Origin of the sequence: Bartonella phoceensis (genome assembly GCF_902825145.1) — a bacterium.
Lineage (GTDB): Bacteria > Pseudomonadota > Alphaproteobacteria > Rhizobiales > Rhizobiaceae > Bartonella > Bartonella phoceensis.
Genome location: NZ_CADEAD010000003.1, coordinates 172,702 through 196,498, shown reverse-complemented (window position 1 = coordinate 196,498; position 23,797 = coordinate 172,702). Strand labels below are relative to the sequence as shown.

Sequence of the window (23,797 nt, the reverse complement as noted above, 5' to 3'; positions counted from 1 at the left end):
CCTCTATCCTTGAGCATTTTCCCTCCTACTTCTCAATAGATGTTATCTTAGTGTTTTGTCGTATCTTTTTGTATTAACAGTGAAAAATAAATCTTATAGTTCCATATAGGGTGTGTTTTAATAATAACAATCACAAGTTGTACAATATTAATGTTTTTTATATGGCTAATATTTTTTTTATGTGCTCTTAACGAATTGCTATTAGCTATTCGTATGAAAGGAGGTTATAAAAAAACTTTCATTTCAATATTCGGGTAAAATTATGAATATCGTTATCGTTGAATCTCCAGCAAAAGCAAAAACAATTAATAAATATCTTGGATCTCAATACAAAGTAGTCGCGTCATTTGGACATGTTCGTGATTTGTCTGCAAAAGATGGTTCTGTTCTGCCCGATCAAGATTTTTCTATGAAATGGGATATAGATTCCGCCGCCGCTAAGCGTTTAAATGAAATAGTAAAAGCGGTTAAAGAAGCCGATAGTCTGATCTTAGCAACGGACCCTGATCGGGAAGGAGAAGCAATTTCATGGCATATTCTTGATGTGCTTCGCCAAAAGAAAGTTTTAAAGGATAAACCTGTTAAACGGGTTGTGTTCAATGCCATTACTAAAAAATCTGTGCTTGATGCCATGAACAATCCGCGTGATATTGATACATCACTTGTAGATGCCTATCTTGCACGTCGCGCTCTTGATTATCTTGTTGGTTTTACACTCTCACCTGTTTTATGGCGTAAAATTCCTGGTGCACGTTCGGCTGGCCGTGTTCAATCCGTTGCCTTACGTATTATTTGTGATCGTGAATCAGAAATAGAACATTTTATTAAAGAAGATTATTGGTCTCTTACAACGAATTTAAAAACCATCCGAAATGATAGTTTCCAAGCAAAATTAACAATTTTTAATCAAAAAAAAATTGGCAAACTTGACATTCAATCTCAAGAAAAAGCAGACCAAATTCGTCTTATGTTAGAAGAAGCAAAATATCGTACACTCAGTGTTGAAGCAAAGCCTACAAAGAGAAATCCTTCTCCTCCGTTTACAACATCCACTTTACAGCAAGCGGCTTCTTCAAAATTAGGATTTTCAGCCTCTCGTACTATGCAAATTGCTCAAAAACTTTATGAAGGTGTTGAAATTAATGGTGAAATGGCTGGACTGATTACTTATATGCGTACCGATGGTGTGCAGATAGCTTCAGAGGCTATTGATTCAGCACGAAAAGTAATTCATGAATCTTTTGGCAGTGATTATATTCCTGAAAAACCACGTTTTTATTCAACAAAAGCAAAGAATGCACAAGAAGCGCACGAAGCTATTCGCCCAACAGATTTTCGACGAATCCCAACTCAAGTGCGCAATTTTCTCGACAGCGATCAAGCAAAGCTCTATGAATTGATATGGAAGCGTGCTATTGCCAGCCAAATGTCTTCTGCTGAAATTGAACGCACAACTGTTGAAATTGAAGCACAACAAGGGGAGAACCGCGCAAATTTGCGTGCAACGGGTTCTGTTGTTCGTTTTGATGGCTTTATTTCTGTCTATACTGATCAACGAGAAGAAGAAAACAATGACGAAAATGAAACAACACGTTTGCCACAAATAAACTCTGGTGAATCGCTTACAAAAGAAAAAGTTGCAGCTGTTCAACACACTACAGAACCACCTCCCCGTTATTCTGAAGCCTCTTTAATTAAAAAGCTTGAAGAGCTAGGAATCGGTCGTCCTTCAACCTATGCATCAACATTATCCACATTATGTGATCGCGGATATATTATAATTGATAAACGAAAGCTTGTTCCTGATGCTAAAGGACGCATCGTTACAGCCTTTCTTGAAAATTTCTTTAATCGCTATGTAGAATACGGTTTCACAGCAGATCTCGAGGAAAAACTGGATCTTATATCGGATGGAAAACTTTCTTGGAAAGATGTCATGCGTGATTTTTGGGATGGATTTAATGCGTCTATTACCAACATTAAAGAACTCCGTATAACAAATGTCCTTGACGTTTTAAATATAACATTAGCACCTCTCGCTTTTCCTGAACGCGAAGACGGAAGTGATGTACGTTCCTGTCCTCTCTGTAAAAATGGTCAATTATCATTAAAACTCGGTCGTTACGGTGCTTTTGTTGGCTGTTCCAATTATCCTGAATGCAAATATACACGCCAACTTGGAACAGACACTGGAGAAGAGAATGAAGCTGTACGCAATGACGAGCCTGTTATGCTTGGGATTGATCCTGAAACAAGAAAAGATATTTCTCTTCGCAATGGACGTTTTGGACCTTATATTCAACTTGGTGAAAGCAAAGAAGCCAAGCGTGCAGGGTTACCAAAAGAATGGCAAGCAGAAAATATGACTCTTGATAAAGCCTTGGCCTTACTATCCCTGCCCCGTGAAATTGGTGCACATCCTGAAACAGGCAAAATAATTACAGCAACAATCGGGCGCTACGGTCCTTATCTTACACACGATGGTAAATCCACCCCTCTTCTTCATGCAGATGAAGTTTTTGATATTGGCATAAATCGCGCTGTAACAGTGCTGGCTGAAAAACGAGAAAATAAAACAATGCGAAGTAGAACAGTATCTGCAGCACTTGCAACATTAGGAGAGCACCCTGATGGAGGAGCTGTTACAGTACGCAATGGGCGTTATGGTCCGTATGTTAATTGGGGCAAAATTAATGCAACAGTGCCAAAGGATAAAGAACCAATTAGTGTAACACTTTCAGAAGCATTAGAACTTATATCAGCTAAAGAATCTGGTAAAAAAACAACCGGTAAAGCTTCCAATAAAAAAGTAACAACAAAAAGAGCTCCTCCCAAAAGAAAAGAGACATAAATTTTGGCTACAAGAAAGAAAAAAACAAAATATTTTCAATCATTTAATATGAAAAATCTGCCCAAAAAGGCAGAAATTCTTTCCTTTATTAATGAGAATCCTGATCACTCAAGTAAAGGTGAAATCGCCAAAGCTTTTAATTTAAAAGATGATTCTCGTGTCTGGTTGAGAAGTATATTACGTGAATTGAAGGATGAAAACCTTATATCAAAACAGCGTAAAAGAGCAATAAAGAAGGAAAAGTTACCACCGGTTACTTTGGTGAAAATTAGTAGATGTGATGAAGACGGCGGTTTGATTGCACAACCTCTTGAATGGGAAAAGGGTCCAAAACCGAATATTGAAATACGTCCTTTTCATCGTATAAAAGGAGAAAGTGTTGGTGTAGGAGATCATCTTCTTGTAAAAATTCTTCGAAATAAAATACCTCAGAGTGCTTCCTATACAGGGCGAGTTATCCGTAAAATTGATGTGTCTCCAAAGAGTGCATTTGGTATTGTACGAAAATTAAAAACTAACCAATGGCGACTTGACCCTATAGAGCGCAAAACGAATGAAATCATCATTAATATCTCTGATATATCTTCAAAAATAAATATACAATCCGGCGATCTTGTTGAAGTTGAAATTAAAAAAAATACTGGTTATGGGCCAAAAAGCGCACAAATAAAGAATGTTTTAGGGCATATTGAGAATGAAAAAACATTGTCGATGATTGCTCTTCTCTCGAAAGGGATTCCTTATATTTTTCCTGAAGATGTTCTCGAGCAAGTAAAACATATAAAATCTGCCAATATAGAAAATCGTGAAGATTGGCGGCAATTGCCACTTATTACAATTGATCCACCAGATGCAAAAGATCATGATGATGCTGTTTATGCAACAAAGGATAAAGATCCTGCAAATCCTGGTGGTTGGGTTATTGTCGTCGCAATTGCAGATGTTTCTTACTATATAAAAACCGGAAGTGCTTTAGATAAAGAAGCATTAAAACGAGGCAATTCTGTTTATTTTCCTAATCATGTTGTGCCAATGCTACCAGAACGCATTTCTAATAACTTATGTTCTCTACGTGAAGGAAAAGAAAGACCCGCTTTAGCCGTTCGTATAATTTTTGATGCGAATGGGAACAAACAAAAACATAGTTTTCATCGTGTTGTAGTGCGTGTGTTAGCTAAGCTTTCTTATCAAGAAGTTCAATCAGCAATTGAAGGAAATATAAATAAAAAAATTACCCCCTTTTTTGAGAGTGTCTTGCAGCCATTATGGGAAGCTTATAAGTGTCTCAAAATTGCGCGGAATCGTCGACAACCGCTGGAACTAGAGATATCAGAAAAAAAGATCATTCTTGATCAGAATGGGTGCATCAAAGATATTGTGAGTGAACCACACTTAGAAGCTCATCGTTTGATTGAAGAATTCATGATACAAGCGAATATTGCAGCCTCTGAAATATTAAAAGAGCATCATCAGCCCCTCATCTATCGTATCCATGATAAACCCTCTCTTGCAAAACAAGAAGTACTGCGAACTTTTCTTCAAAGTTTGGGGATATCACTCTCTCGAGGTGCAGAGCTTACATCAGCACGTCTCAATGGCATTCTAGCAAAAGTTATGAATACTCAACAACAAGAATTGGTGAATCAGGTTATTTTGCGTGCCCAATCTCAAGCTGAATATAATCCTAAAAATATTGGCCATTTTGGTTTAAACTTACATAATTACACGCATTTTACATCACCTATTCGTCGTTATGCTGATCTTATTATTCATCGCGCACTCATTAAAGCCTTAAAATTAGGAAATGATCAGTTAACAGAAACACAAGAACAAAGTCTTGCAGAAATAGCCACGCAGATTTCTTTATATGAACGTCGTGCAATGATGGCTGAAAGAGAAACCATTGATCGGCTTGTCGCACACTATTTAACCAATAAAATAGGTCGTATCTTTACAGGCCGTGTTTCTGGAGTCACAAAAGCAGGCCTTTTTATCTCACTTGATAAACTCAATACAGAGGGTTTTGTGCATATTTCTACCTTGAAAGATGATTATTATTATTTTGATGAAATGCAACATATTCTTGTAGGAAAGCATAGTCATAAAGGTTATCAACTAAGTGATAGAGTGGAGGTAAAACTTGTAACAGTACAGCCCTTCGCTGGTGCTTTATACTTTGAGCTTTTAACAGAACCTCGTTTAATCACCTTTTCATGTACCTCTTACCATAAAAGCAAATTCATAACGAAGAAACGAAAACATACTTTTTATGGAAGAAGAAATATGAACTGAAAATTTTAAAATTTTACGGGGTAAATATAATTTTATTTCTCTCTCCTTCAATGAAATATGAATGATAAAAGTACAAAACAGCGATAATTTTAAAATAAAAAATGGTCTGTGGTATACTATCATTGTACTATTTTATATGTGTATAATTAATTTTTTAGCGTATAAGGTTATATTTTTTAATCGATAGTAAACATATAAAAAATCCGATGGTACTCTTTATACTATATGAATTAGAGAATTTACAAACGATAGATTCTAATTTTTTTGATTTCAAATCAACTATTTATTGATTAAATAAACAAAGGCGCAATTAAGCTACCCTCATGATAAAAAAGTTTTGATCCCTTAAAGTTATTTTTTGCGTGCCATCATTGTAGCTATATAGCTATTAGTACTGTTGAAATAGCATTAGGAATGGAAACACAGTTTGTTTCACTTCTCATGACCAAGCAAGGTATTTCAATAGTGCCATTGGCTATAGTAGAACAGTTTGTGGGATTGCTACGGTTATTGCGGCCACATTTACTGCTCGAATCACCTTATGCCTAGGTGTCTATCAAACGATATTACTTATGATGATCATAGGGTATTTGAGTTTTCTAGGATTCTATTTTTTTGGACCAATGTGGATTTGGTTTATTTTAAAATTTATATTACATTTATGTTTATCCTATCGGAGTTTTGGATCAACAGCTGTGCACTACCTAAAAACGTGATTTGGTACTTTCCATTTATGCTATTATATTAGTATTTGCAATAAGTCCCACACTCTTAGTAAAAGTAGAAACACAAGGATTGGCACCATTTGCTACGAACTGTGTTCTTATGATACTTGCTTCTATCCTAATTCTCGTGGCTTGGAAATTGAGTCCAGAATTTAAAAAGAGTCAATATACGTTATTTTTTTCTATCTTTTTCATGTCTCAAGCTCGATGATGTCAGTACTTGTTTATGGTGCTGTTCAAATGGAAGCATTAACCCTTATAACACCTTTTCTATCCATCGGATATAATGAGAATGTAGCTGCAAATTTTATGGCAACTCTCACATTTGGTAATATTTTCCTCTTAATTTCTATCAGCATTATAAGTGATTATGCAAAAAATCGACGTTATCTTTTTATGGGCTATGCTATCTTAGGTTTTATGGGAACTCTTGTGATATCATGGATAACAAAATATACCAATGGCTTTTGATGTTTGACCTCTTTCTCCTTGGTGGTGTATTATTTTTACAATTAGGTTTGTACATCTAGGTGCACGTCTCAAGAGGCATACACTTGTTAGTACAAATTCTGCTTTTATCTTCTGCTATGAAATTGGTATGCTCATTGGGTTGGCCATTATCAGACAGATCATGGGTATCTTTAAACCATTTGGTTTTTCAGTGGCAATGGCTTGTTTTTTTGCTTATATATGATTTTGGTATTTGTACAACTCACGGGGAAATTAATCAACTCTTGACTTTTCTTAGAACATCCGTAGTGTTGCGAAAAAATCTGATTACATCAAAAGTCGATTTTGATAGCGGAGTGGTATTATTTTCAGTGTAAATAGGAATCTTAAATCATGGCTAAGGCAGCAACAATTAAGATCAAGCTTTTGTCAACTGCAGATACTGGTTTTTTTTATGTGACAAAGAAAAACAGTCGTACAATGACAGATAAAATGAGCAAGCGTAAATATGATCCAATTGTAAAAAAACACGTCGAATTCAAAGAGACAAAAATCAAATAGTGGATTGGCTATTTTACGGGTAGGTTCTGTAAAAAGAATATAATTTCTTGCTCCTCAGAGTGATTTCCTGAAGGGTGGGTTTTTTTCCTTTACGTTAAAGAAAATAAATACATCTGTAATTTGTATGCTTTTTACAGGTATGGGTGGGTTGATTTATTTTTTTATTGCCTATCTACATTATAAGCGTAAATCTCACGTGATATTGTGCTTTATTTATAATGTAAAGTACATAAGTATAACAAAATTTCTTCAGGAGAAGGGAACAATATTTTTATAGAGGAAATAGGAATTTTTCAAAGATTATAAGCAATTCTCACTAAATTAAACATATTATAGTAGCAGTTTCTTTAATTTCATGAAAAAAAATTCTCATTTTAGTCTAAAGATTAGCAGTTTTAGTGTTCTTGTTGTTTCTCTCATTTTTTTTGTTATGATGATTTATTTTAAACAGACTCAAACACCCTCTTACAAAGCAAATTTTTCATCTGAAACATCCATTGAAGGTCATGCATTTATCATTGATGGCGATTCAATCACGATCTCTTCTAAGATAATCCGGCTTGCAGGAATTGATGCTCCTGAGCTTCACCAATTTTGTGGTAGAAAAAAGACTCACTATTCCTGTGGACTTGAAGCAAAAAAATATTTAGAACGACTCATAGCAAATCAATCTGTTACATGTTACTGGCGTAAAAAAGATAAATATCACCGCATTCTTGCAACATGTAAAACGAAAGAAGTCAGTAATATCAACGCAACACTTGTACGTAATGGTTGGGCTGTGAGTTATTATGATTACCCTGAAGAGGAGCAAGAAGCCAAAAAGAAAAAAAAAGGAATATGGCGATCATATTTTCAAAGACCGAGAGAATGGCGAAGAGCACACCCTCGAACAGAATAAGAAAAATACTCTTTAATCCCCTATTTGCCAATGAAGCAATCACCCTATAGCCCAATTATCGAGCTTGAGAAGAAGATTTATTCCTGTCGTGTTTGTGTCCAACAACCACTTTATCTTCCTCCTCTTCCTCATGAACCAAAACCCGTAGTTTATTTATCTGATACAGCGCTGATTGCGATTGCAGGTCAAGCACCAGGGTTACGTGTCCATGAAACTTCTATCCCTTTTAATGATCGTTCTGGCGAAAGATTACGTAATTGGCTCAATGTTACAAAAGAAGAATTTTATAATAGATCTCTCTTTGCTATCGTTCCTATGGGATTTTGTTTTCCAGGCTATGACAAAAATAAATCTGATTTACCACCAAGACGTGAATGTCATGAAATCTGGCACGAGAAAATATTTCAAGCGATGCCGCAGATAAAGCTTGTCCTCGCTATTGGAGGTTATGCACAAAAATGGCATATTGCAGAATTAAAGCATAAAACTGTTTCAGAAACCGTCAATGATTGGAAAAATATTCTTTCCATCCGTCAACCTCGGGGCTATAATGTTATGCCTTTGCCTCATCCCTCATGGCGAAACACTTCTTGGTTACAAAAAAATCCATGGTTTAACGATGAGCTTGTTGTGTATATGCGTAGTTTAATACGTAAATTTTTATAAACTGGATATTAAGAAAAAACATGGATCGTCTTGACCGAAAAATTTTACATCTTTTGCAAGAAAATGCGACACTCTCTGTTGCTGATATTGCGAAAAGAGTTGGGCTTTCAACCACTCCTTGCTGGCGTCGAATTCAAAGACTTGAAGAAGATGGCGTTATTCAGCGTCGTGTTGCTGTTCTTTCCCCAGAAAAAGTAAATGCACACGTTACTGTTTTTGTTTCCATTCGCACCAATACACACAGCCATGAATGGTTTAAGCGTTTTGCGAAAATTGTGCGAGAATTTCGTGAAGTCATTGAATTTTATCGCATGAGCGGAGATATTGACTATTTATTACGTGTTGTTGTGCCTAATATTGAAGCTTATGATCTTTTTTATAAGAAACTAATTGCTAAAATTGATATTCGTGACGTTTCATCTTCTTTTGCAATGGAACAGATTAAATATACAACAGAACTTCCGCTCAACTACATAAAATTGCAAGAAAAAACTAGTGAACAAAATTCTTAAAAGCTTTTTTAATATGTTGTTATTCTTTAGGCGATCAAATCCTCTTTTTCAAAAAACGCCATTTTTGTATGTGTTAAAACAGCAGCTTTGACAATACCAGCTGCCATGGCTGCCCCTGTTCCTTCACCAAGACGCATCTTTAGATCTAAAAGCGGTTCTTTGCCAATTTTTTTTAAAAGTTTACGATGTACCGACTCAGAAGAAACATGTCCAACAAGAGTATGATCAAGGGCTCTTGGATGCATTTTATAAAGTACCGCTGCTGCTGCGGTTGCTACAAAACCATCTAAAATCACTGGAACTTTTTCCATTCTTGCCGCTAAAATAGCGCCAACCATAGCTGCAATTTCTCGCCCTCCTAAGCGACACATGATTTCAAAAGGATCATCAAAATGGTCTTTATGTAAAGACACCGCCGCTTTGACTGCCGCTATTTTATTCTGATAGAATTCACCCTCAGATCCCATGCCACTTCCTGTCCATTCCTCAACCTCTCCACCAAATAAGGCTAAACACAAAGCTGAAGCTATTGTTGTATTTCCAATGCCCATTTCACCTATACACAGAAGATCTGTTCCATCCGCAATGGATTCCATTCCAAATGCCATTGTAGCAGCTGCACTACGCTCGTCCATTGCTGCATCTTTGGTAATATTCATTGTAGGATATTCTAGTGCTAAATCAAATATCTTCAATCCAAGATCATAAGCTATGCAAATTTGATTGATAGCAGCACCACCAGAAGCAAAATTTTGGACCATCTTTTGCGTCATAGATTGCGGAAATGGTGTAACATTTTCCTCTGTAACACCATGATTCCCAGAAAAAATAGCAACTAAGGGTCGTTTTACGACAGGCTTTTCTGTTCCCCTCCATCCTGCATACCAAACCGCGATCTCTCCCAATTTTCCTAAAGCTCCTTGAGCTTTCGTTAATTTTTCTTGCCGTTTTTTTGCTAAAGTTATAAAAAACGTATCAGCAATAGGTAAATTTGTGAGTAAAGCGCGAAAATCATCAAATGGACTAACAGTCATGAAGCTACCTTTTTAAATCTGCAATGTTTATTGAGAATCTCATCATATTATAGGATATGAATAATTTGTTGTTTTTTTCAAAGCAGTGGTTTAAAAACAATGAATATTATGAGAGAAATTATTATTGTACTCTATTATTGAATTAAAGAACCATTATTATAACTTATATATTATCAATTATTTATTTTATATTATTATATTATAATATTAATTATATTTTCATATGAAAAAGTATCGATCAACTTACTGTTTAATATGGAATATAAACATCTTCTTCACCATAAAGATGATAGCTTCTTAAAGTTTATGAATCTAAATTTTTAAAAATTTTTGCAAAGAATCAAGATTTTAGAAAATCTAAAATGGGACATAGGTTAATCTGTAAACTGTCGTTAAATGATAGCAGAAAAAGCTTCTTTCAAAACATGAACGTTCGCATCGTTTTTTGTTGCATCATTTGATAATATTTGCCGCCATCGACGAGCCCCATTCCGACCATGAAATAAACCAATCATGTGACGTGTCACATGAGAAAGTCGCCCTCCTAACGCGATATGTCGAGCAGCATAATCACACATAATTTCAATAAGATCACGATCACTCAGATCACTATACGATTTACCATATATTTCAAAATCAATGTATTTCAACAAAGCTGGATCATGATAAACTTGTCGACCGACCATGATAGCATCACACACAGTCAAATGCTCTTTAATTTCAATAATAGATTTAATTCCACCGTTTATCCCAATGAATTTATTTAGATATTTACGTTTTAATTTATAAACTCTTTCATAATTTAGTGGTGGAATATTGCGATTTTCTTTTGGGCTTAATCCTTTTAACCATGCTTTTCGTGCATGTACCCAGAGTGCATCACATCCAGCGTTCCAAACTTGATGTGCTAAAAGATCTAAAGCGAATTCTTCATCCTGCTCATCCACACCAATACGACATTTGACAGTGACAGGTACGCTTACTACTTTTTTCATCGCTTCCACAGCACTTGCCACAATGTCAGGATGCAACATCAAACAAGCACCAAATACACCTGCTTGGACACGATTTGACGGGCAACCAACATTGAGATTTATTTCATCATAACCAAATTCTTCAGCAATTCGCGCAGCTTCTGCCAATTTTTTCGGATCTGTTCCCCCTAATTGTAATGCAATTGGATGTTCTTTATCGTTCAAAGCTAACATTTGTTCGCGAACACCATAGATCACAGCATCGGCTACAATCATTTCGGTATAAAGGAGCGCTTTTTTTGTTAAAAGACGATAAAAAAATCTACAATGCTGATCTGTCCAGCCCAACATTGGCGCTACTGCAAATTTTACTGATGAAGGAGGACTATAAAATATCATAAGAAAATGACTCTCTTATCTCTGTTAAATGTTTTCCATTCATACATACAAAGTCTCCAACTTTTTTATACGCAGAAAAGTTTTATTCTTTTTACTGCCGCTTAAAGATGTAGAAATACACTCTCTATCCAATTGTTTTCCTCAGTTGACCTAGAATGGAGTTAATACCAATGGAAAAAAATATATACATCACTCCTAACGGAATGATTTCTAAAACTATGGCCAGGCAATTGGTGGTATACGACACGAAATTATAACCTTAAAAAATCTTTTTTAGTGGTTTTTCTCTGTACCCTTTAAAGCTACGACTATACTCTCTAAAACAGTATCTAAGATATTTGCATACTATAAAGAATAAACAAAAACACCACATCCCCCCGTATCATTATAACGCATTTTTCATCAATATTTTTCAATTGATTGCACGAATAGATGCTAGGGTATTCCTTTGAAGCTTAGAGATCATAAATCTTCTTCACTTTCTTTTTTGGTTTTCCATATAATCAGAAAGCCTATTAGTTTCTTTCTCATTAAACAAAAGCCCGAGCTTTGAACGGCGCCATAATACATCGTCACATGTTTTAGCCCATTCCTTTTCTATTAACCATTTGACTTCTATTTCATAGAGTCCATGTCCAAAATCTTTTCCTTTATCTGCTTTACCATTTGCAAACATTACTAATGCCTCAGAGCCATAAGACCGTGCAAGTCTGCGATATGTAAAAGCATCTAAATCTGGAATTAAAAGAGCAATTTTATTTTCGATTGTGTCTAGCCTATTATATGGAAAATCACCCCCAGGAAGTGTTGAATTTTCTGTCCACGGCGCTCCCTTTTTCCCAAGTGCTTCTTCAACAAATTTCATCGCATCTTCTGCTAATTTGCGATAAGTTGTAATCTTTCCACCATAAAGATTGAGAATTCGTGGCATACTTTCTGCCCCCATTTCTTTTAAAACGTAATCACGTGTGGTTTCTTGTGCTTTTGAAGTTCCATCATCATAGAGCGGGCGAACTCCAGAATAAGTCCAGACGATATTTTCACGCAATACGGGTTGTACGAAATACTCACTTGCTGCTGTACAGATATAATCAATTTCTGCATCTGTAATATGAACGTGAGCAGGATCTCCTTGATAGTCACAATCTGTTGTTCCAAGTAATGTAAACTCTTCTTGATACGGAATGGAAAATATAATACGCCCATCACCGTTTTGAAAAATATAAGCACGATTATGATCATATAGCTTGGGAACAAGAATGTGAGACCCTCTTACAAGTCGTACAGGTGAATTCTCTTTACAGTCTAACACGTTTGCTAGAATATTATTAATCCAAGGGCCCGTCATATTTGCAACATAAAAAGCCGTGACGCAATATTCTTTTCCGCTTAATTTATTTCGGAGCATTATAAGCCATTTTTTTTCTTTTCTCTTTAAAGAGAGAACTTCTGTTCGTACTTTTATATCAGCACCATATCTTTCTGCATCACGAGCATTAGCAATGACCAAACGCGCATCATCTACCCTTGTATCAGAATATTCAAAACCTTTCTGATACTCTTCCTTAAGTGTAGAACAAAAATTTTTTGAAAAATTAATTGTTCTACTACGCCACAGTTTTTGATTCCAGTTCCCTAGATAATCATACATAAAAAGTCCAAACCGTAATATCCACGCAGGACGTAATGCTTTATGATAAGGGAGAAGAAAACGTAAAGGACGCACAATATGGGGAGCCATACGCCAAATGATCTCGCGTTCTTTTAATGCTTCACGAACCAGTCTGAATTCATAGTGTTCAAGATAACGAAGACCACCATGAATAAGCTTTGTCGATGCACTTGATGTCCCCGAGGCAAGATCATTCATCTCTGCTAGCCCTACTTTAAACCCACGTCCAGCTGCATCTCTCGCCAATCCACATCCGTTTATCCCTCCACCAATGATAAACAGGTCATAATGCGTTGTGGTTTTTGTAATTTTACTTTTCATCATTCAATTTAGTTTGTTCTACTGTGCTCAATAAAGCAACAGTAAAAGTTAATAAAGATACTTTTAATTGGATTTTCAACGTGCTTTTTTCCACAATAAAAATGTGCATCAAAATATCTTTGTTATCATCATAGACTCAAATAAAATTTGAGAGAAAAATACAGCTATTAAAAAAATAGCCATAGCAAATGTATACTCTCTAGATTCTTCTGAGAGAAAAAAATTGATGTTTTTTCTGTAACTCACTAGATGTATACTGCAGCTAAATGCTTTATTGTAGATAAGCAAATAGTTTTCATATCGTTTACTCCACTTTATAATAGAAATATGAAGGCATATATAATGACCCACCAGTCTCAACATTCAAAAACAATGCTCATGGTAAAATTGTTAGCAACAGTTATGTTGAGTATTCTAACCTTTCCATCTTCTTTATCAAATGCAACATCAAATGATAAAACAGCGGATTATTTGAATTCAGAAAAATTTAAAACGCAACTTCTGGAAGATCCTACTTTTTTATCTAAGCTTAAAGAAAAAATTATACCACGTATTGATGACCAGGATATTCAAAAGATTGTAAGGGATTATTTACTCACTAATCCGGAAGTTATGATTGAAATGCAGCTTATCCTTCAAGCAAAATTGGAAAAGGAAGACGAAAAAAAAGCTCAAAAGCAGGCTTTAATCATCAATTTATTCAAAAAGGAAATTTTTCACTCCTCTCATGATGCTATTTTGGGAAATCCAAATGGTAAAAGAGTTCTGATTGATTTTTTTGATTACAATTGTGGATATTGTAAGATGTCCTATTCAGACATAGAAAACTTAATAAAAGAGTATCCAGACCTAAGAGTCATTATCAAAGATTTACCAGTTTTAGGATCTGATTCTATAGCAGCGCACACTGTTGGCTATGCTTTTCGAAAACAATTACCAGCAAAATATCCTCAGTTTTATAGAAAGCTTTTAACCGATGAGAGCCGTGCGAACGAAGCTAAAGCCATAAAAATAGCAATTTCACTAGGAGCAGATGAAAAAAAACTGCGTAGTGCAATAAAAGATCCTAATCTGAAAAATCTCTTCAAAAAAAATATTCAAATTGCCTCTCAACTCAATATTACAGGAACACCTTCTTACATCATTGGTGATAAAGTGTTCATTGGGTTCGTGAACCAAGATACGTTAAAAGAATCCATAAAAAATATACAGTAAATATCTTTTCTACCTCATTAACTTTATGAAGAATACTGCCAATAAAATGATTTTATGCTTTCTCTTTTTTGATAACAGGCTTATAAATGCAACTTCACATAGGCAGATACGAGTTTAAGATTGCAAAGTATAATTCTAAAAAAATAAAAGGCTTTTTTAAAAGAGCTTATAAAGGCCATCCGTAGTCTAGAGATATTAAGTCATAAGAGCTAAAAATAGTAACGATCTTCATTGATCAAGGAGTTAGAAATAAAATGGCGACAAAAAAAATAGACAAGGCAAAACATACCGCAATTGATACGAAAATTATCCGTGATCTTGCTGAAATTTTAAATGATACGAATTTAACGAATATCGAGCTTGAACAGGGTGGACTTCGGATTTGTGTATCACGTCAAAACATTACAGCCGCTTCTGAACAAACAATTTATACTCCTGTTTCCACTCCTACTGTCGCCGTAACTTCTCCTGCTGCTCCAACAAGTGCGAGTTCTATTCCTATACAAGAAGACAAATCTAAAGATGCAGTAACCTCTCCAATGGTTGGAACAGCCTATCTTGCACCTTCGCCGGGTGCACAACCTTTTGTAGAAGTAGGGCAAAATGTTTCTGAGGGACAAACGTTACTTATCATTGAAGCGATGAAAACGATGAATCAAATTCCATCACCACGTGCAGGCGTAGTGACCAATATTTTTGTTAAAGATGGCCAACCTGTTGAGTTTGGTGAACCACTGATTGTTGTTGAATAAAGCGAGGGGTAACTATGATTCGAAAAATCCTCATTGCGAATAGAGGAGAAATTGCTCTTCGCGTTCTGCGAGCTTGCAAAGAACTAGGTATAAAAACCGTAGCCATTCACTCCACTGCCGATGCTGATGCAATGCATGTTCGTCTTGCTGACGAAAGTGTCTGTATTGGTCCTCCCCCAGCACGTGATTCTTATTTGAGTATTCATCAAATTATTGCTGCGTGTGAGATTACAGGAGCCGATGCTGTTCATCCAGGCTATGGCTTTCTTTCTGAGAATGCAAAATTTGTAGATGTTCTAGAAGCTCATAATATTACATTCATTGGTCCGACGGCCGCACATATTCGAATCATGGGCGATAAAATCGAAGCAAAAAAAACCGCTAAAAAACTTGGAATTCCTGTAGTCCCCGGTTCAGATGGAGCGGTCACTGAAGAAACAGAAGCTTTACGCACTGCTCATGAAATTGGTTATCCTGTTATTATTAAGGCTTCTGCCGGTGGTGGTGGACGCGGTATGAAAGTCGTTCATTCTGAACAAGAATTTGCTATAGCTCTTAAAACAACCCGTTCAGAAGCAAAAGCAGCTTTTGGTGATGATGCAGTCTATATTGAAAAATATCTAGAAAAGCCCCGTCATATTGAAATTCAAATTATAGGTGATGGAACAGGAAATGCTATTCATTTAGGAGAACGTGATTGTTCACTTCAACGACGTCACCAAAAAATATGGGAAGAAGCCACATCTCCTGCACTTAATGAAACTGAGCGAAAAAAAATTGGTGATATTGTTGCGAATGCTTGTGCACAACTTGGATATCGTGGAGTGGGTACCATTGAATTTCTTTATGAAAATGGCGAATTCTACTTTATTGAGATGAATACGCGTTTACAAGTCGAACATCCTATAACTGAAGAAATTACAGGTATAGATTTAGTTCATGAACAAATTCATATTGCATCAGGTTGCAAACTTTCAGTTTCACAAGATAATATTTGCTTCTTTGGTCATGCTATTGAATGTCGTATTAACGCAGAAGATCCTCTTAATTTTACACCATCACCAGGAACCATTACACATTTTCATACACCTGGAGGTTTAGGAATTCGCGTTGATTCAGGTGCTTATTCAGGTTATCGTATCCCTCCTTATTATGATAGCATGATTGGAAAGCTGATTGTGCATGGGCGTACCCGTTTAGAATGCATGATGCGTTTACGACGTGCATTGGATGAATTTGTGGTCGATGGGATTAAAACCACATTGCCTCTTTTTCGTGATCTCATTAACAATAAAGATGTTACAGACGGTAACTATAATATCCACTGGCTGGAAAAATATCTTTCTAATCAGTCAACTTCTTCAGATTCATGATTCGATAACGAAATGATAGATTTTCATCAACTTTTCTTTATAAAGTTTAAAATGCATCTTTAACAGTTACACAGTGCGTTTCCAAGATTGTGGAGTCGTCCCTTTTGGAGCTCGTGATTCTGCTTGTTCTTTTTCCAAATATCTTTATTGGTTACTTTGAAGATCGCAATACACAATGCTATTATGGTCGAAAAAAATTTACGCAAAGCTGATCTTGTACGTCTTTTAAAACTACATCACATACAAATTAAACAATTATTAGACCTAAATCATGAAACAAAATTGGAAGCTTTAGAATTCACTCTTCATGTTCTTGAAAAAGGCAGTTACAATTGCTACTAATGATGCCGCTTAAAACTTAATTTATTTATAAATATTGAGCAATTATTATAGGAAGAAAAAGAAATGACAGGTCCAGAAATATTAGATGCCATGTATATTATATCAATGATCGTCATATCTCTCTTAACTGTAGCACTTTTTTTACCTGCCGTCTTTTGATTTTCATTAATATTTTGCAGATCATATGCAATTATACGCTTTCGAAAAAAGCTAGAGTGGGAAATTTTTCCATATTGATTGAGCTAAATATTTAGCTCGTGACAGGTTACTGCTGCCAAAAAAACAGATCTTGTTAAAGCTCTCTCTTGTGCACGATTATCAATTACACGGAAAAGTCCTCGTTCAATTGAGATATTTGTACGTATGACTTCTGAATCATTTTCAATAAAAGGAACTTGTATTAAAAAGGCTCCTTCTGACAAAGCTTTTTTAACAGCTTTCTGTTGTATCACTTCTTTAAATTTCAAAGGAACAGGCACTGTATCCATATCTTCACAGTAAAGTTGCAAAGCCTCGGTTGCATTTTCATCAGAAGCAGAGAATAGACCTTTAAAATCAGGAAATTGAACACCAAAAGCAGAATCTTTATCTTTATGAATAAGAGCAAAAAATCTTTTCATTCTTCTTCTCCTTTTTTAACTAGCCTGCTTGTAGTGTAATAGAACGCGTTGCACCAATTGGAAAATTTTTCTTAGAATGTGGAATAATAATAACTTTACCATCTTTCATAAATTTATGGTGAAAACCTTTCATTTTGACAAATCCAAAACCATTGCCCTTTAATTTCGCAATGATTTTTCTGCTATCTTTTTCCATTATCTAAGCTTTAAATGTGCAAATATATACACATTTTAATGATTTCTAAAATGTTTATAAAGTGCATTCAGAGCAATATACAGCGAACCGACAAGAGGTAGTCTAAAAGGTGGAGGTGGCCTGAAAATTAGTTTGAAGGAAAAATATATGTATTTCAATAACTTTAAAAAAAACGGTGCCCCCAGAGAGACTCGAACTCCCGACCCCCTGATTACAAATCAGGTGCTCTACCAACTGAGCTATAAGGGCATAACTATGTAGGAGGTAGCACAAACTTATAAAAAGGAAAACAGAAAATTATCAGTTTTGGAACATATTTTTAAAAACTTATATCATAAATTACAAAATAACCAGCTTCTTTATTTTTTCATCATCGTTTACAACAATGTTGAATGCTATTTCTGTGTATGACACATTGCCCAAAGCTTTTTTTCGTTGTTACCATAGGTAACAAATTCTTGAGAGTTTTTGGAAACGACAAGAAGAGTATCGTTGTATCTTTAATAAATTTAAACGCATATTTCATTTATATCTCCATATTCAGGCTTACTTTAGATTAAGATCTTTGGAAATTTTATTAACTTATCCTATTCCTAACTCTTTTCGCACACCGTGCATTGACATAACCGTTTTTTTATAATCAAGCCTTATAAATAAATAGCTGCCTTTCCCTGAAATAAAACTGCGACCATACTTTATAAAATACCAAGTTTTGATCAAAAAATAAAAAAACACAATATATTGATTTTTTTGTTGACAATATATGAAAAATTGTATCCAGTGGCGGTGTAATAGCGGTTGTGTTGTGTCTAAAGTTCAGAAATATCCCCTAAAATTTGGTAAAATTTAAGCTTTCAATAGGAGTTAAAGCACTGTTTTTCTTGATAAAACAGGCTAATCTATTTTGCACATATCAAAAACCATTAAGTGACCAATAATATCATTAATTCATTGCCTCAAAAGGAGCAAAGATGAAGTAATCATCACCAAGCCAATGTGTGTTTTCGGCGATAACAAGTCAACTCCCAATAATCATTTATTGAGCTTTCCAATCAAGTCTATGCACGCACGCCCCAAGCGTGCCAATACTGCTAAACCTTTTTTCATATCAAGATAAAAACAAAACTTGGCAAGACAATTGAATAAATTAATCAGCTAAAAAAAGAATGTGACCAAACATCACCTGAAACAATAAAAGAGGAAACATCTCGCGAAAAAACAAAAGCACCCAAGACTTCCAAGCCATCAACATCCACCCCAAAAAAGACTTAAAAGTTAAAATTAATCATCCACAAAAGGTTGTTTACATTTATAAATCCTCTTCACATGCAACTTGTTAAAACCTTTACGTTAGTAGAACAAAGCAAATATTATAAAGCGCTTATTAAAGAAGCAAAACAGGTTTTTAAAAAACTGTTGTTAAAGTGGCTTAAATTTAAATGAATACATCCCCCCCTTCCCTATCTTCAAAGGTAGGGAGATGGTAATATACTTAATCGTTCGCATACAAATCATCAAATAGTTCATTTACAGAACTAAACTTTTTAAGCTACCTTTATCTATTTTGGCAAATTCATCTGCTTCTTTGGCTTGTAAGATACTAAACATCATAAGCAGCTTGCATATTAAGCCAAAATTCAGCTGTTGTATCAAAAAAATAGGCCAATCGTAGTGCTGTATCAGGAGTTATCGGACTATTTTCCGCTACAATACGTTCTATCCTCATGCGTGGAACATTCAAGACTTTGTGGCAAGAGCATAACCAGAGAAAGCATATTCTTTTAAATATTTTTCCCGTAAAATTTCTCCAGGATGAATTGCTACATAATTTTTCATCTCGACCTCCTATAGATCAATGATAATCTATGATTTCAACCTCATAAGCGCCATTAGTACGCCATTCAAAACAAATACGGAACTGGTCATAAATACGAATAGAATATTGATCTTTACGCTCTCCCTTCAATGCTTCTAAACAATTTCCTTTGGCCTATACGTACTAGAGTTGTGGGAAAACCTTTAGGTAGATTGCCTTCTAAAAGGTCTTTACACCGCTTATCCGCAAAAGATTCAATCACCAAACTATCTCTTATACACGTTCCTTTATGTATAATACAAAGAAAAGAATAAATATTGGAAAATATTTAACAACAGAGATGAAAATGACTAAAAAATTTTGTAAGGGTCTATATCGCTTCGTGCGTTTACCAAAAAGATACATATTTCATGTCGTGGTTTCTCATTTTAAAACTAGCCAATTTGATAGACTGGAAAGGTTAAAAAGGTGGCGTGAACAAATTGAAGAAGCTCTTTATTCGGGTAAGCAATCAGTGCGTTACAGCGATAAGTAAATCAGCAACCGCTCTGTTGAGGAAAAGCTTTTAGGCTTATGGTGGCAATGAGTTGATGAAGCCGATTATGATGAAGATGCCAACTTTTATGGTTTGCAAGCAACCATTACACAAGAGATCTTTTTAACCGGCGAATGTTTTGTCAGGCTGCATTATGTTGACCTTTATGGACGCTTTGGTGTGCCTCTTCAATTGCGAATTTATCCCACTGAAATGCTCGCCTTACTTACAATGGATCTGCTGCGATTGAAGGCAATTACATTCGGGGGATTGAATTTAATGCAAGTGGCAAGTGTGTTGCTTATCACTTCTGGGAACATCATCCCTATGATGATTATCCTGCAAACATAGTATTTAAGAACCAATAACGCGTGTGCACACCCGCTGAAATAGTTATTCATATTAAAGAGCACCGTATTGCTGGACAGTTGCGCGATTCTCCCAAAATAACGCTCCCTATAATACTCCAATATTTCACGACTTAAAAGATCGAAGCTGTTATTGTAAAAAATTTGCAATAAACATCGAACTCTTTTCTAAAAAGGCTATGTTTTTTATATGAAGGTTTATCATTCTATCAATGAATATTGCACACGCACTTTCGTAACAATTATGTCAATCAATCAACATACTATACTTTTTTCTATAAAACCAACAACATTTTTATCATATAGTTTATTTTAATTTTTTTCTGAGCTTGAATATTCTTTTTCAAAGAGATGTGGGCTTTCAAGAATAAGCTTTTTTCGTGCTTTTTGTAACTGTCTAATAACTTCATCAATTTTTGACGGAGAACAAAAAGGAGCTTGGCTATCCAATAAATGCTGCTTTTCCCTCCCCTCATAAAAACATTGCATTTGAGATTGAAGCATTCTAATTTCTTGAAAAAAAAGACGGCCTGTTTCCTTGAAACCGTTATTAAGTGAAAAAAGTTGATCGGAAATTGAGAGCAAGATTTGTTTTAAAAAGCGCTCATTTTCTTGGCGTTTACGATATTCTAAAATAAGAGCATGACTTATCTCATCCAGGTGTTTTTTTGTGGAATCGATTTGACGTAATAAATTTGGTTTTTCCCCCATATTACCTTCTCTCGTTTTCAAAATATAATGTGAATATCTAATAACTTACCTGCGGAATAAGATAAATAGTTAACTAATGTAGGCGTATTAACATAGCGCTTTCGTGCAACCATCATGAACTTATCCTAATGACAGATCTTTACATTCATTCCGCTATTCATTTCTCATTTTACAAAACCATTCTAAAGAAAGTGCTAAATTAAAGACCTTCTTTTTAATTTGTTTATATTTGACGGAAAAACTCCACTATTTTCATACTTAACGTGGAGCTAGAGGAGATAATAAGCGTACAGGCGTATAAAAGATAAGATGCGTTGTTTTCTCCAACACACTACTACCATCAGCAAGAAGCGCCTGACTGGGTGATAATTCTGTACCCTGCATAATTGTTGAAGCCAAAGAGCCCTCTCGAGAAAGCGCCATCAATGTCGGTGAAGATGCAAAGACATTGTGTGCCCCACCATCAACACGAGAAAAATCGAGGACAGCTATCCCATTTTTACGCAATATTTCAATGTCTGTACCATCTCCTACACGATGATGCCCACCTGTAAGACGCCTTGAAACAGCGAGTGCTTTATCTGCACGAGATACTAAAATGGCCGTTGGTTGAGGTAATCTCTTAATGTCATTAAGTTGACGTTCAAACACATCAATATCAATGTCTGGTGCTGCCATTAAAAAGCTCGTAATACGGCGAATAGGTTTATATTTCCCCTGTAGTGCTAACGTTCTAAGTGACTCCATTATGACGAAATTACCCATAGAGTGTGCAACAACAGAAATCTGATCGGCATCAGTCTCACTAAGAAGTGTTAGAAGCTCTATCAGTCCATCGCGTGCAAAATTGGCACTATCACGGTCATAAATGTAAAGAGGTATTGATGCAGCAGAAGGCCACGAATAGTGTACAGCGACGACATTTAAAGAATAATCATATGTAAACTGAGCTGTACGAAATGTGCCATCTGCGAAATTATTATTATAGCCATGAATAAAAAGGAAAATCTCTCTTTTTCCCTTTGTTTTTTTTGCTAAAGCAGCATTTAATTGCTGTTTAAACTGTTCTCTATTATCGTATTTTTGTAATGCTACCGCTGCAAAATACTTATCATGAGTAGGTTTATACGCGTTTATTTCGACAACACCCTTCACATGTTGCTGAGGAATTCCTACGTCAACGCGATTATAATGCACTTTACTTGATCGCTCTGCTCCATAAGGCTGAGAATAGCTTTTTTGCATCATACGACTTGTTGCAACATACACAGGAACAATGGCTTTAGGAAGAATTTGTTTATCTTCCAATTTTTTTTGTACTAAAATCATAGAAGGTGTTGCATGTACTCCATGCCAAAGCACAGCACGTGATTGACTACACGCTGTTAATAAAGAAATGCAAATAAAGAATGCTAAATATTTTAAAAATATTATATTTCTCATTGCAACACCACTCAGCTCTCTTGAAAAAAACTACCATTTAAATCTACAGGAAAAAACACCTCCCACCGATTTGAAATAAGATTATTACCAGAGACATACCATAGATAATATATAAAAAAAAACTCTAGCTACAATCTATAAAACAGTATCTTCCTCAAAACATATATAAATACAGCTCACTTCCGCTACAAAGAACTTATATGGTGCGGTCGAGAAGACTCGAACTTCCACGGGTCACCCCACAGCGACCTCAACGCTGCGCGTCTACCAATTCCGCCACGACCGCACACGGTGAAGCAAAACATTTCGATTTTCTGGCTTTAACAAATCACAAAGCGAGGCACAAGCCTATTTTCGCTTTCTCATAATTTATTTTACTTGAATAGCTATAACCCAATACAAATCATGAGAATATAAGCTTTACTATGATTTTTGAACTATCATCATAAAGTTAGCCTGCACAGTTTGATCTTTTTCATAACAACCATGAAAGCATGTTGTAATCGTCGTAGAACCCTGTTTTTGGATCCCTCTCATAGCCATACACATGTGTTCAGCTTCAATCAATACTGCAACACCACGAGGCTTCAAATGCAAGTTCAAAGCATTTGCTATTTGAGCAGTCATAGCCTCTTGTGTTTGTAAACGACGAGAAAAAATATCCACAACACGCGCAATTTTTGAAAGACCAACAAATTTTGTATTCGGAAGATACCCAATATGCGCTTTTCCAACAATTGGAATCATATGATGCTCACAATGTGAATAAAAAGGGATATTTCTTACGATTATTGATTCATTATATCCTGAAACTTCCTCAAAAACCGTGTCCAAGATCTCTTCAACTGATTTGCTATAACCAATAAAAAGCTCACGATATGCTTTAGCTATACGTTTTGGAGTGTCTAAAAGCCCTTCTCGGTTTGGATTTTCCCCTATCCATAAAAGCAATGTACGAATAGCTGCTTCTACCTCTTCAAAGCTAGGACGCTTTTCTTCAGGTAAAAATGGACCTCTCATACCTTTTTTAACAACATCACGCATTTAAAAACTCCAAGCTCACCCTAT

At 35.5% G+C, this 23,797-nt stretch carries 19 protein-coding genes, 2 tRNA genes and 3 pseudogenes; 12 read left to right on the top strand and 12 right to left on the bottom strand.

The annotated features are described in order from the left end of the window. Positions 1-262: 262 nt before the first annotated feature. The 8 genes from topA (at position 263) to J7R07_RS04910 (ending at position 8,958) form a co-directional block, all read left to right on the top strand. On the top strand, positions 263-2,851 hold the full coding sequence (gene topA / locus J7R07_RS04940; RefSeq protein WP_208435793.1) for a type I DNA topoisomerase: 2,589 nt from the start codon (positions 263-265) through the stop codon (positions 2,849-2,851). Positions 2,852-2,854: 3 nt separating this feature from the next. Further along, complete coding sequence (gene rnr, locus J7R07_RS04935) at positions 2,855-5,143, top strand: ribonuclease R (RefSeq protein WP_208435792.1); 2,289 nt, start codon at positions 2,855-2,857, stop codon at positions 5,141-5,143. 414 nt (positions 5,144-5,557) lie between these two features. Further along, positions 5,558-5,692, top strand: a complete 135-nt coding sequence (locus J7R07_RS08500; RefSeq protein ID WP_281384541.1) for a hypothetical protein — start codon at positions 5,558-5,560, stop codon at positions 5,690-5,692. A 383-nt stretch (positions 5,693-6,075) separates the two neighbouring features. Continuing rightward, positions 6,076-6,339 (top strand): hypothetical protein, encoded by a 264-nt coding sequence (locus tag J7R07_RS08370; RefSeq protein WP_246464855.1) that lies wholly within the window; start codon positions 6,076-6,078, stop codon positions 6,337-6,339. A 372-nt stretch (positions 6,340-6,711) separates the two neighbouring features. Next, positions 6,712-6,879: a 50S ribosomal protein L33 gene (gene rpmG, locus J7R07_RS04925; protein ID WP_005767215.1), complete on the top strand. Its 168-nt coding sequence runs from the start codon at positions 6,712-6,714 to the stop codon at positions 6,877-6,879. Positions 6,880-7,234: 355 nt separating this feature from the next. Then, complete coding sequence (locus J7R07_RS04920) at positions 7,235-7,780, top strand: thermonuclease family protein (RefSeq protein ID WP_208435791.1); 546 nt, start codon at positions 7,235-7,237, stop codon at positions 7,778-7,780. 30 nt (positions 7,781-7,810) lie between these two features. Continuing rightward, on the top strand, positions 7,811-8,446 hold the full coding sequence (locus J7R07_RS04915; protein WP_208435790.1) for a uracil-DNA glycosylase family protein: 636 nt from the start codon (positions 7,811-7,813) through the stop codon (positions 8,444-8,446). A gap of 20 nt (positions 8,447-8,466) precedes the next feature. Continuing rightward, positions 8,467-8,958, top strand: coding sequence for an Lrp/AsnC family transcriptional regulator (locus tag J7R07_RS04910; RefSeq protein WP_208435789.1), 492 nt, complete (start codon positions 8,467-8,469; stop codon positions 8,956-8,958). A 26-nt stretch (positions 8,959-8,984) separates the two neighbouring features. Here J7R07_RS04910 and cobT read toward each other — a convergent pair whose 3' ends face one another. The 3 genes from cobT to glpD form a co-directional block, all read right to left on the bottom strand. Beyond that, complete coding sequence (cobT, locus tag J7R07_RS04905) at positions 8,985-9,992, bottom strand: nicotinate-nucleotide--dimethylbenzimidazole phosphoribosyltransferase (RefSeq protein ID WP_208435788.1); 1,008 nt, start codon at positions 9,990-9,992, stop codon at positions 8,985-8,987. Between the two features lie 392 nt (positions 9,993-10,384). After that, positions 10,385-11,365 carry a tRNA dihydrouridine(20/20a) synthase DusA gene (gene dusA, locus J7R07_RS04900; protein WP_208435787.1) on the bottom strand — a complete coding sequence of 327 codons (981 nt, stop codon included), beginning with the start codon at positions 11,363-11,365 and terminating at the stop codon, positions 10,385-10,387. A 475-nt stretch (positions 11,366-11,840) separates the two neighbouring features. Next, positions 11,841-13,361: a glycerol-3-phosphate dehydrogenase gene (gene glpD, locus J7R07_RS04895; protein ID WP_208435786.1), complete on the bottom strand. Its 1,521-nt coding sequence runs from the start codon at positions 13,359-13,361 to the stop codon at positions 11,841-11,843. A 339-nt stretch (positions 13,362-13,700) separates the two neighbouring features. Here glpD and J7R07_RS04890 point away from each other — a divergent pair, with 339 nt between their 5' ends. The 3 genes from J7R07_RS04890 (at position 13,701) to accC (ending at position 16,698) form a co-directional block, all read left to right on the top strand. Then, complete coding sequence (locus tag J7R07_RS04890) at positions 13,701-14,573, top strand: DsbA family protein (protein ID WP_208435880.1); 873 nt, start codon at positions 13,701-13,703, stop codon at positions 14,571-14,573. 254 nt (positions 14,574-14,827) lie between these two features. Beyond that, positions 14,828-15,325 (top strand): acetyl-CoA carboxylase biotin carboxyl carrier protein, encoded by a 498-nt coding sequence (gene accB / locus J7R07_RS04885; RefSeq protein ID WP_208435785.1) that lies wholly within the window; start codon positions 14,828-14,830, stop codon positions 15,323-15,325. A gap of 14 nt (positions 15,326-15,339) precedes the next feature. Beyond that, positions 15,340-16,698 carry an acetyl-CoA carboxylase biotin carboxylase subunit gene (accC, locus tag J7R07_RS04880; RefSeq protein WP_208435784.1) on the top strand — a complete coding sequence of 453 codons (1,359 nt, stop codon included), beginning with the start codon at positions 15,340-15,342 and terminating at the stop codon, positions 16,696-16,698. Positions 16,699-17,282: 584 nt separating this feature from the next. Here the strand turns inward: accC and J7R07_RS04875 are convergent. The 5 genes and pseudogenes from J7R07_RS04875 to J7R07_RS08595 all read right to left on the bottom strand — a co-directional run bounded on the left by J7R07_RS04875 (position 17,283) and on the right by J7R07_RS08595 (position 19,822). Beyond that, positions 17,283-17,660: a type II toxin-antitoxin system HicB family antitoxin gene (locus J7R07_RS04875; protein ID WP_208435783.1), complete on the bottom strand. Its 378-nt coding sequence runs from the start codon at positions 17,658-17,660 to the stop codon at positions 17,283-17,285. Between the two features lie 19 nt (positions 17,661-17,679). Next, positions 17,680-17,856 carry a type II toxin-antitoxin system HicA family toxin gene (locus J7R07_RS04870; protein ID WP_208435782.1) on the bottom strand — a complete coding sequence of 59 codons (177 nt, stop codon included), beginning with the start codon at positions 17,854-17,856 and terminating at the stop codon, positions 17,680-17,682. A gap of 176 nt (positions 17,857-18,032) precedes the next feature. Continuing rightward, a tRNA-Thr gene (locus J7R07_RS04865) sits at positions 18,033-18,105 on the bottom strand. 1,278 nt (positions 18,106-19,383) lie between these two features. Continuing rightward, a pseudogene (locus J7R07_RS04860) lies at positions 19,384-19,692 on the bottom strand (HigA family addiction module antitoxin). 16 nt (positions 19,693-19,708) lie between these two features. Next, entirely contained in the window at positions 19,709-19,822 is a 114-nt protein-coding gene (locus tag J7R07_RS08595) for a type II toxin-antitoxin system RelE/ParE family toxin (protein ID WP_425489184.1), read from the bottom strand. 403 nt (positions 19,823-20,225) lie between these two features. Between J7R07_RS08595 and J7R07_RS04850 the strand changes: the two are divergent. Next, positions 20,226-20,659, top strand: a pseudogene (locus tag J7R07_RS04850) (phage portal protein); the annotation flags it as partial. Positions 20,660-20,887: 228 nt separating this feature from the next. On the opposite strand, the pseudogene J7R07_RS04845 reads toward J7R07_RS04850, so the two are convergent. The 4 genes and pseudogenes from J7R07_RS04845 to folE form a co-directional block, all read right to left on the bottom strand. Then, positions 20,888-21,399, bottom strand: a pseudogene (locus J7R07_RS04845) (hypothetical protein). A 145-nt stretch (positions 21,400-21,544) separates the two neighbouring features. Further along, positions 21,545-22,729 carry an alpha/beta hydrolase gene (locus tag J7R07_RS04840; protein ID WP_208435781.1) on the bottom strand — a complete coding sequence of 395 codons (1,185 nt, stop codon included), beginning with the start codon at positions 22,727-22,729 and terminating at the stop codon, positions 21,545-21,547. A 201-nt stretch (positions 22,730-22,930) separates the two neighbouring features. Then, positions 22,931-23,015: transfer RNA gene (locus tag J7R07_RS04835), tRNA-Leu, on the bottom strand. Between the two features lie 137 nt (positions 23,016-23,152). Beyond that, on the bottom strand, positions 23,153-23,773 hold the full coding sequence (folE, locus tag J7R07_RS04830) for a GTP cyclohydrolase I FolE (RefSeq protein ID WP_208435780.1): 621 nt from the start codon (positions 23,771-23,773) through the stop codon (positions 23,153-23,155). Positions 23,774-23,797 lie beyond the last annotated feature (24 nt).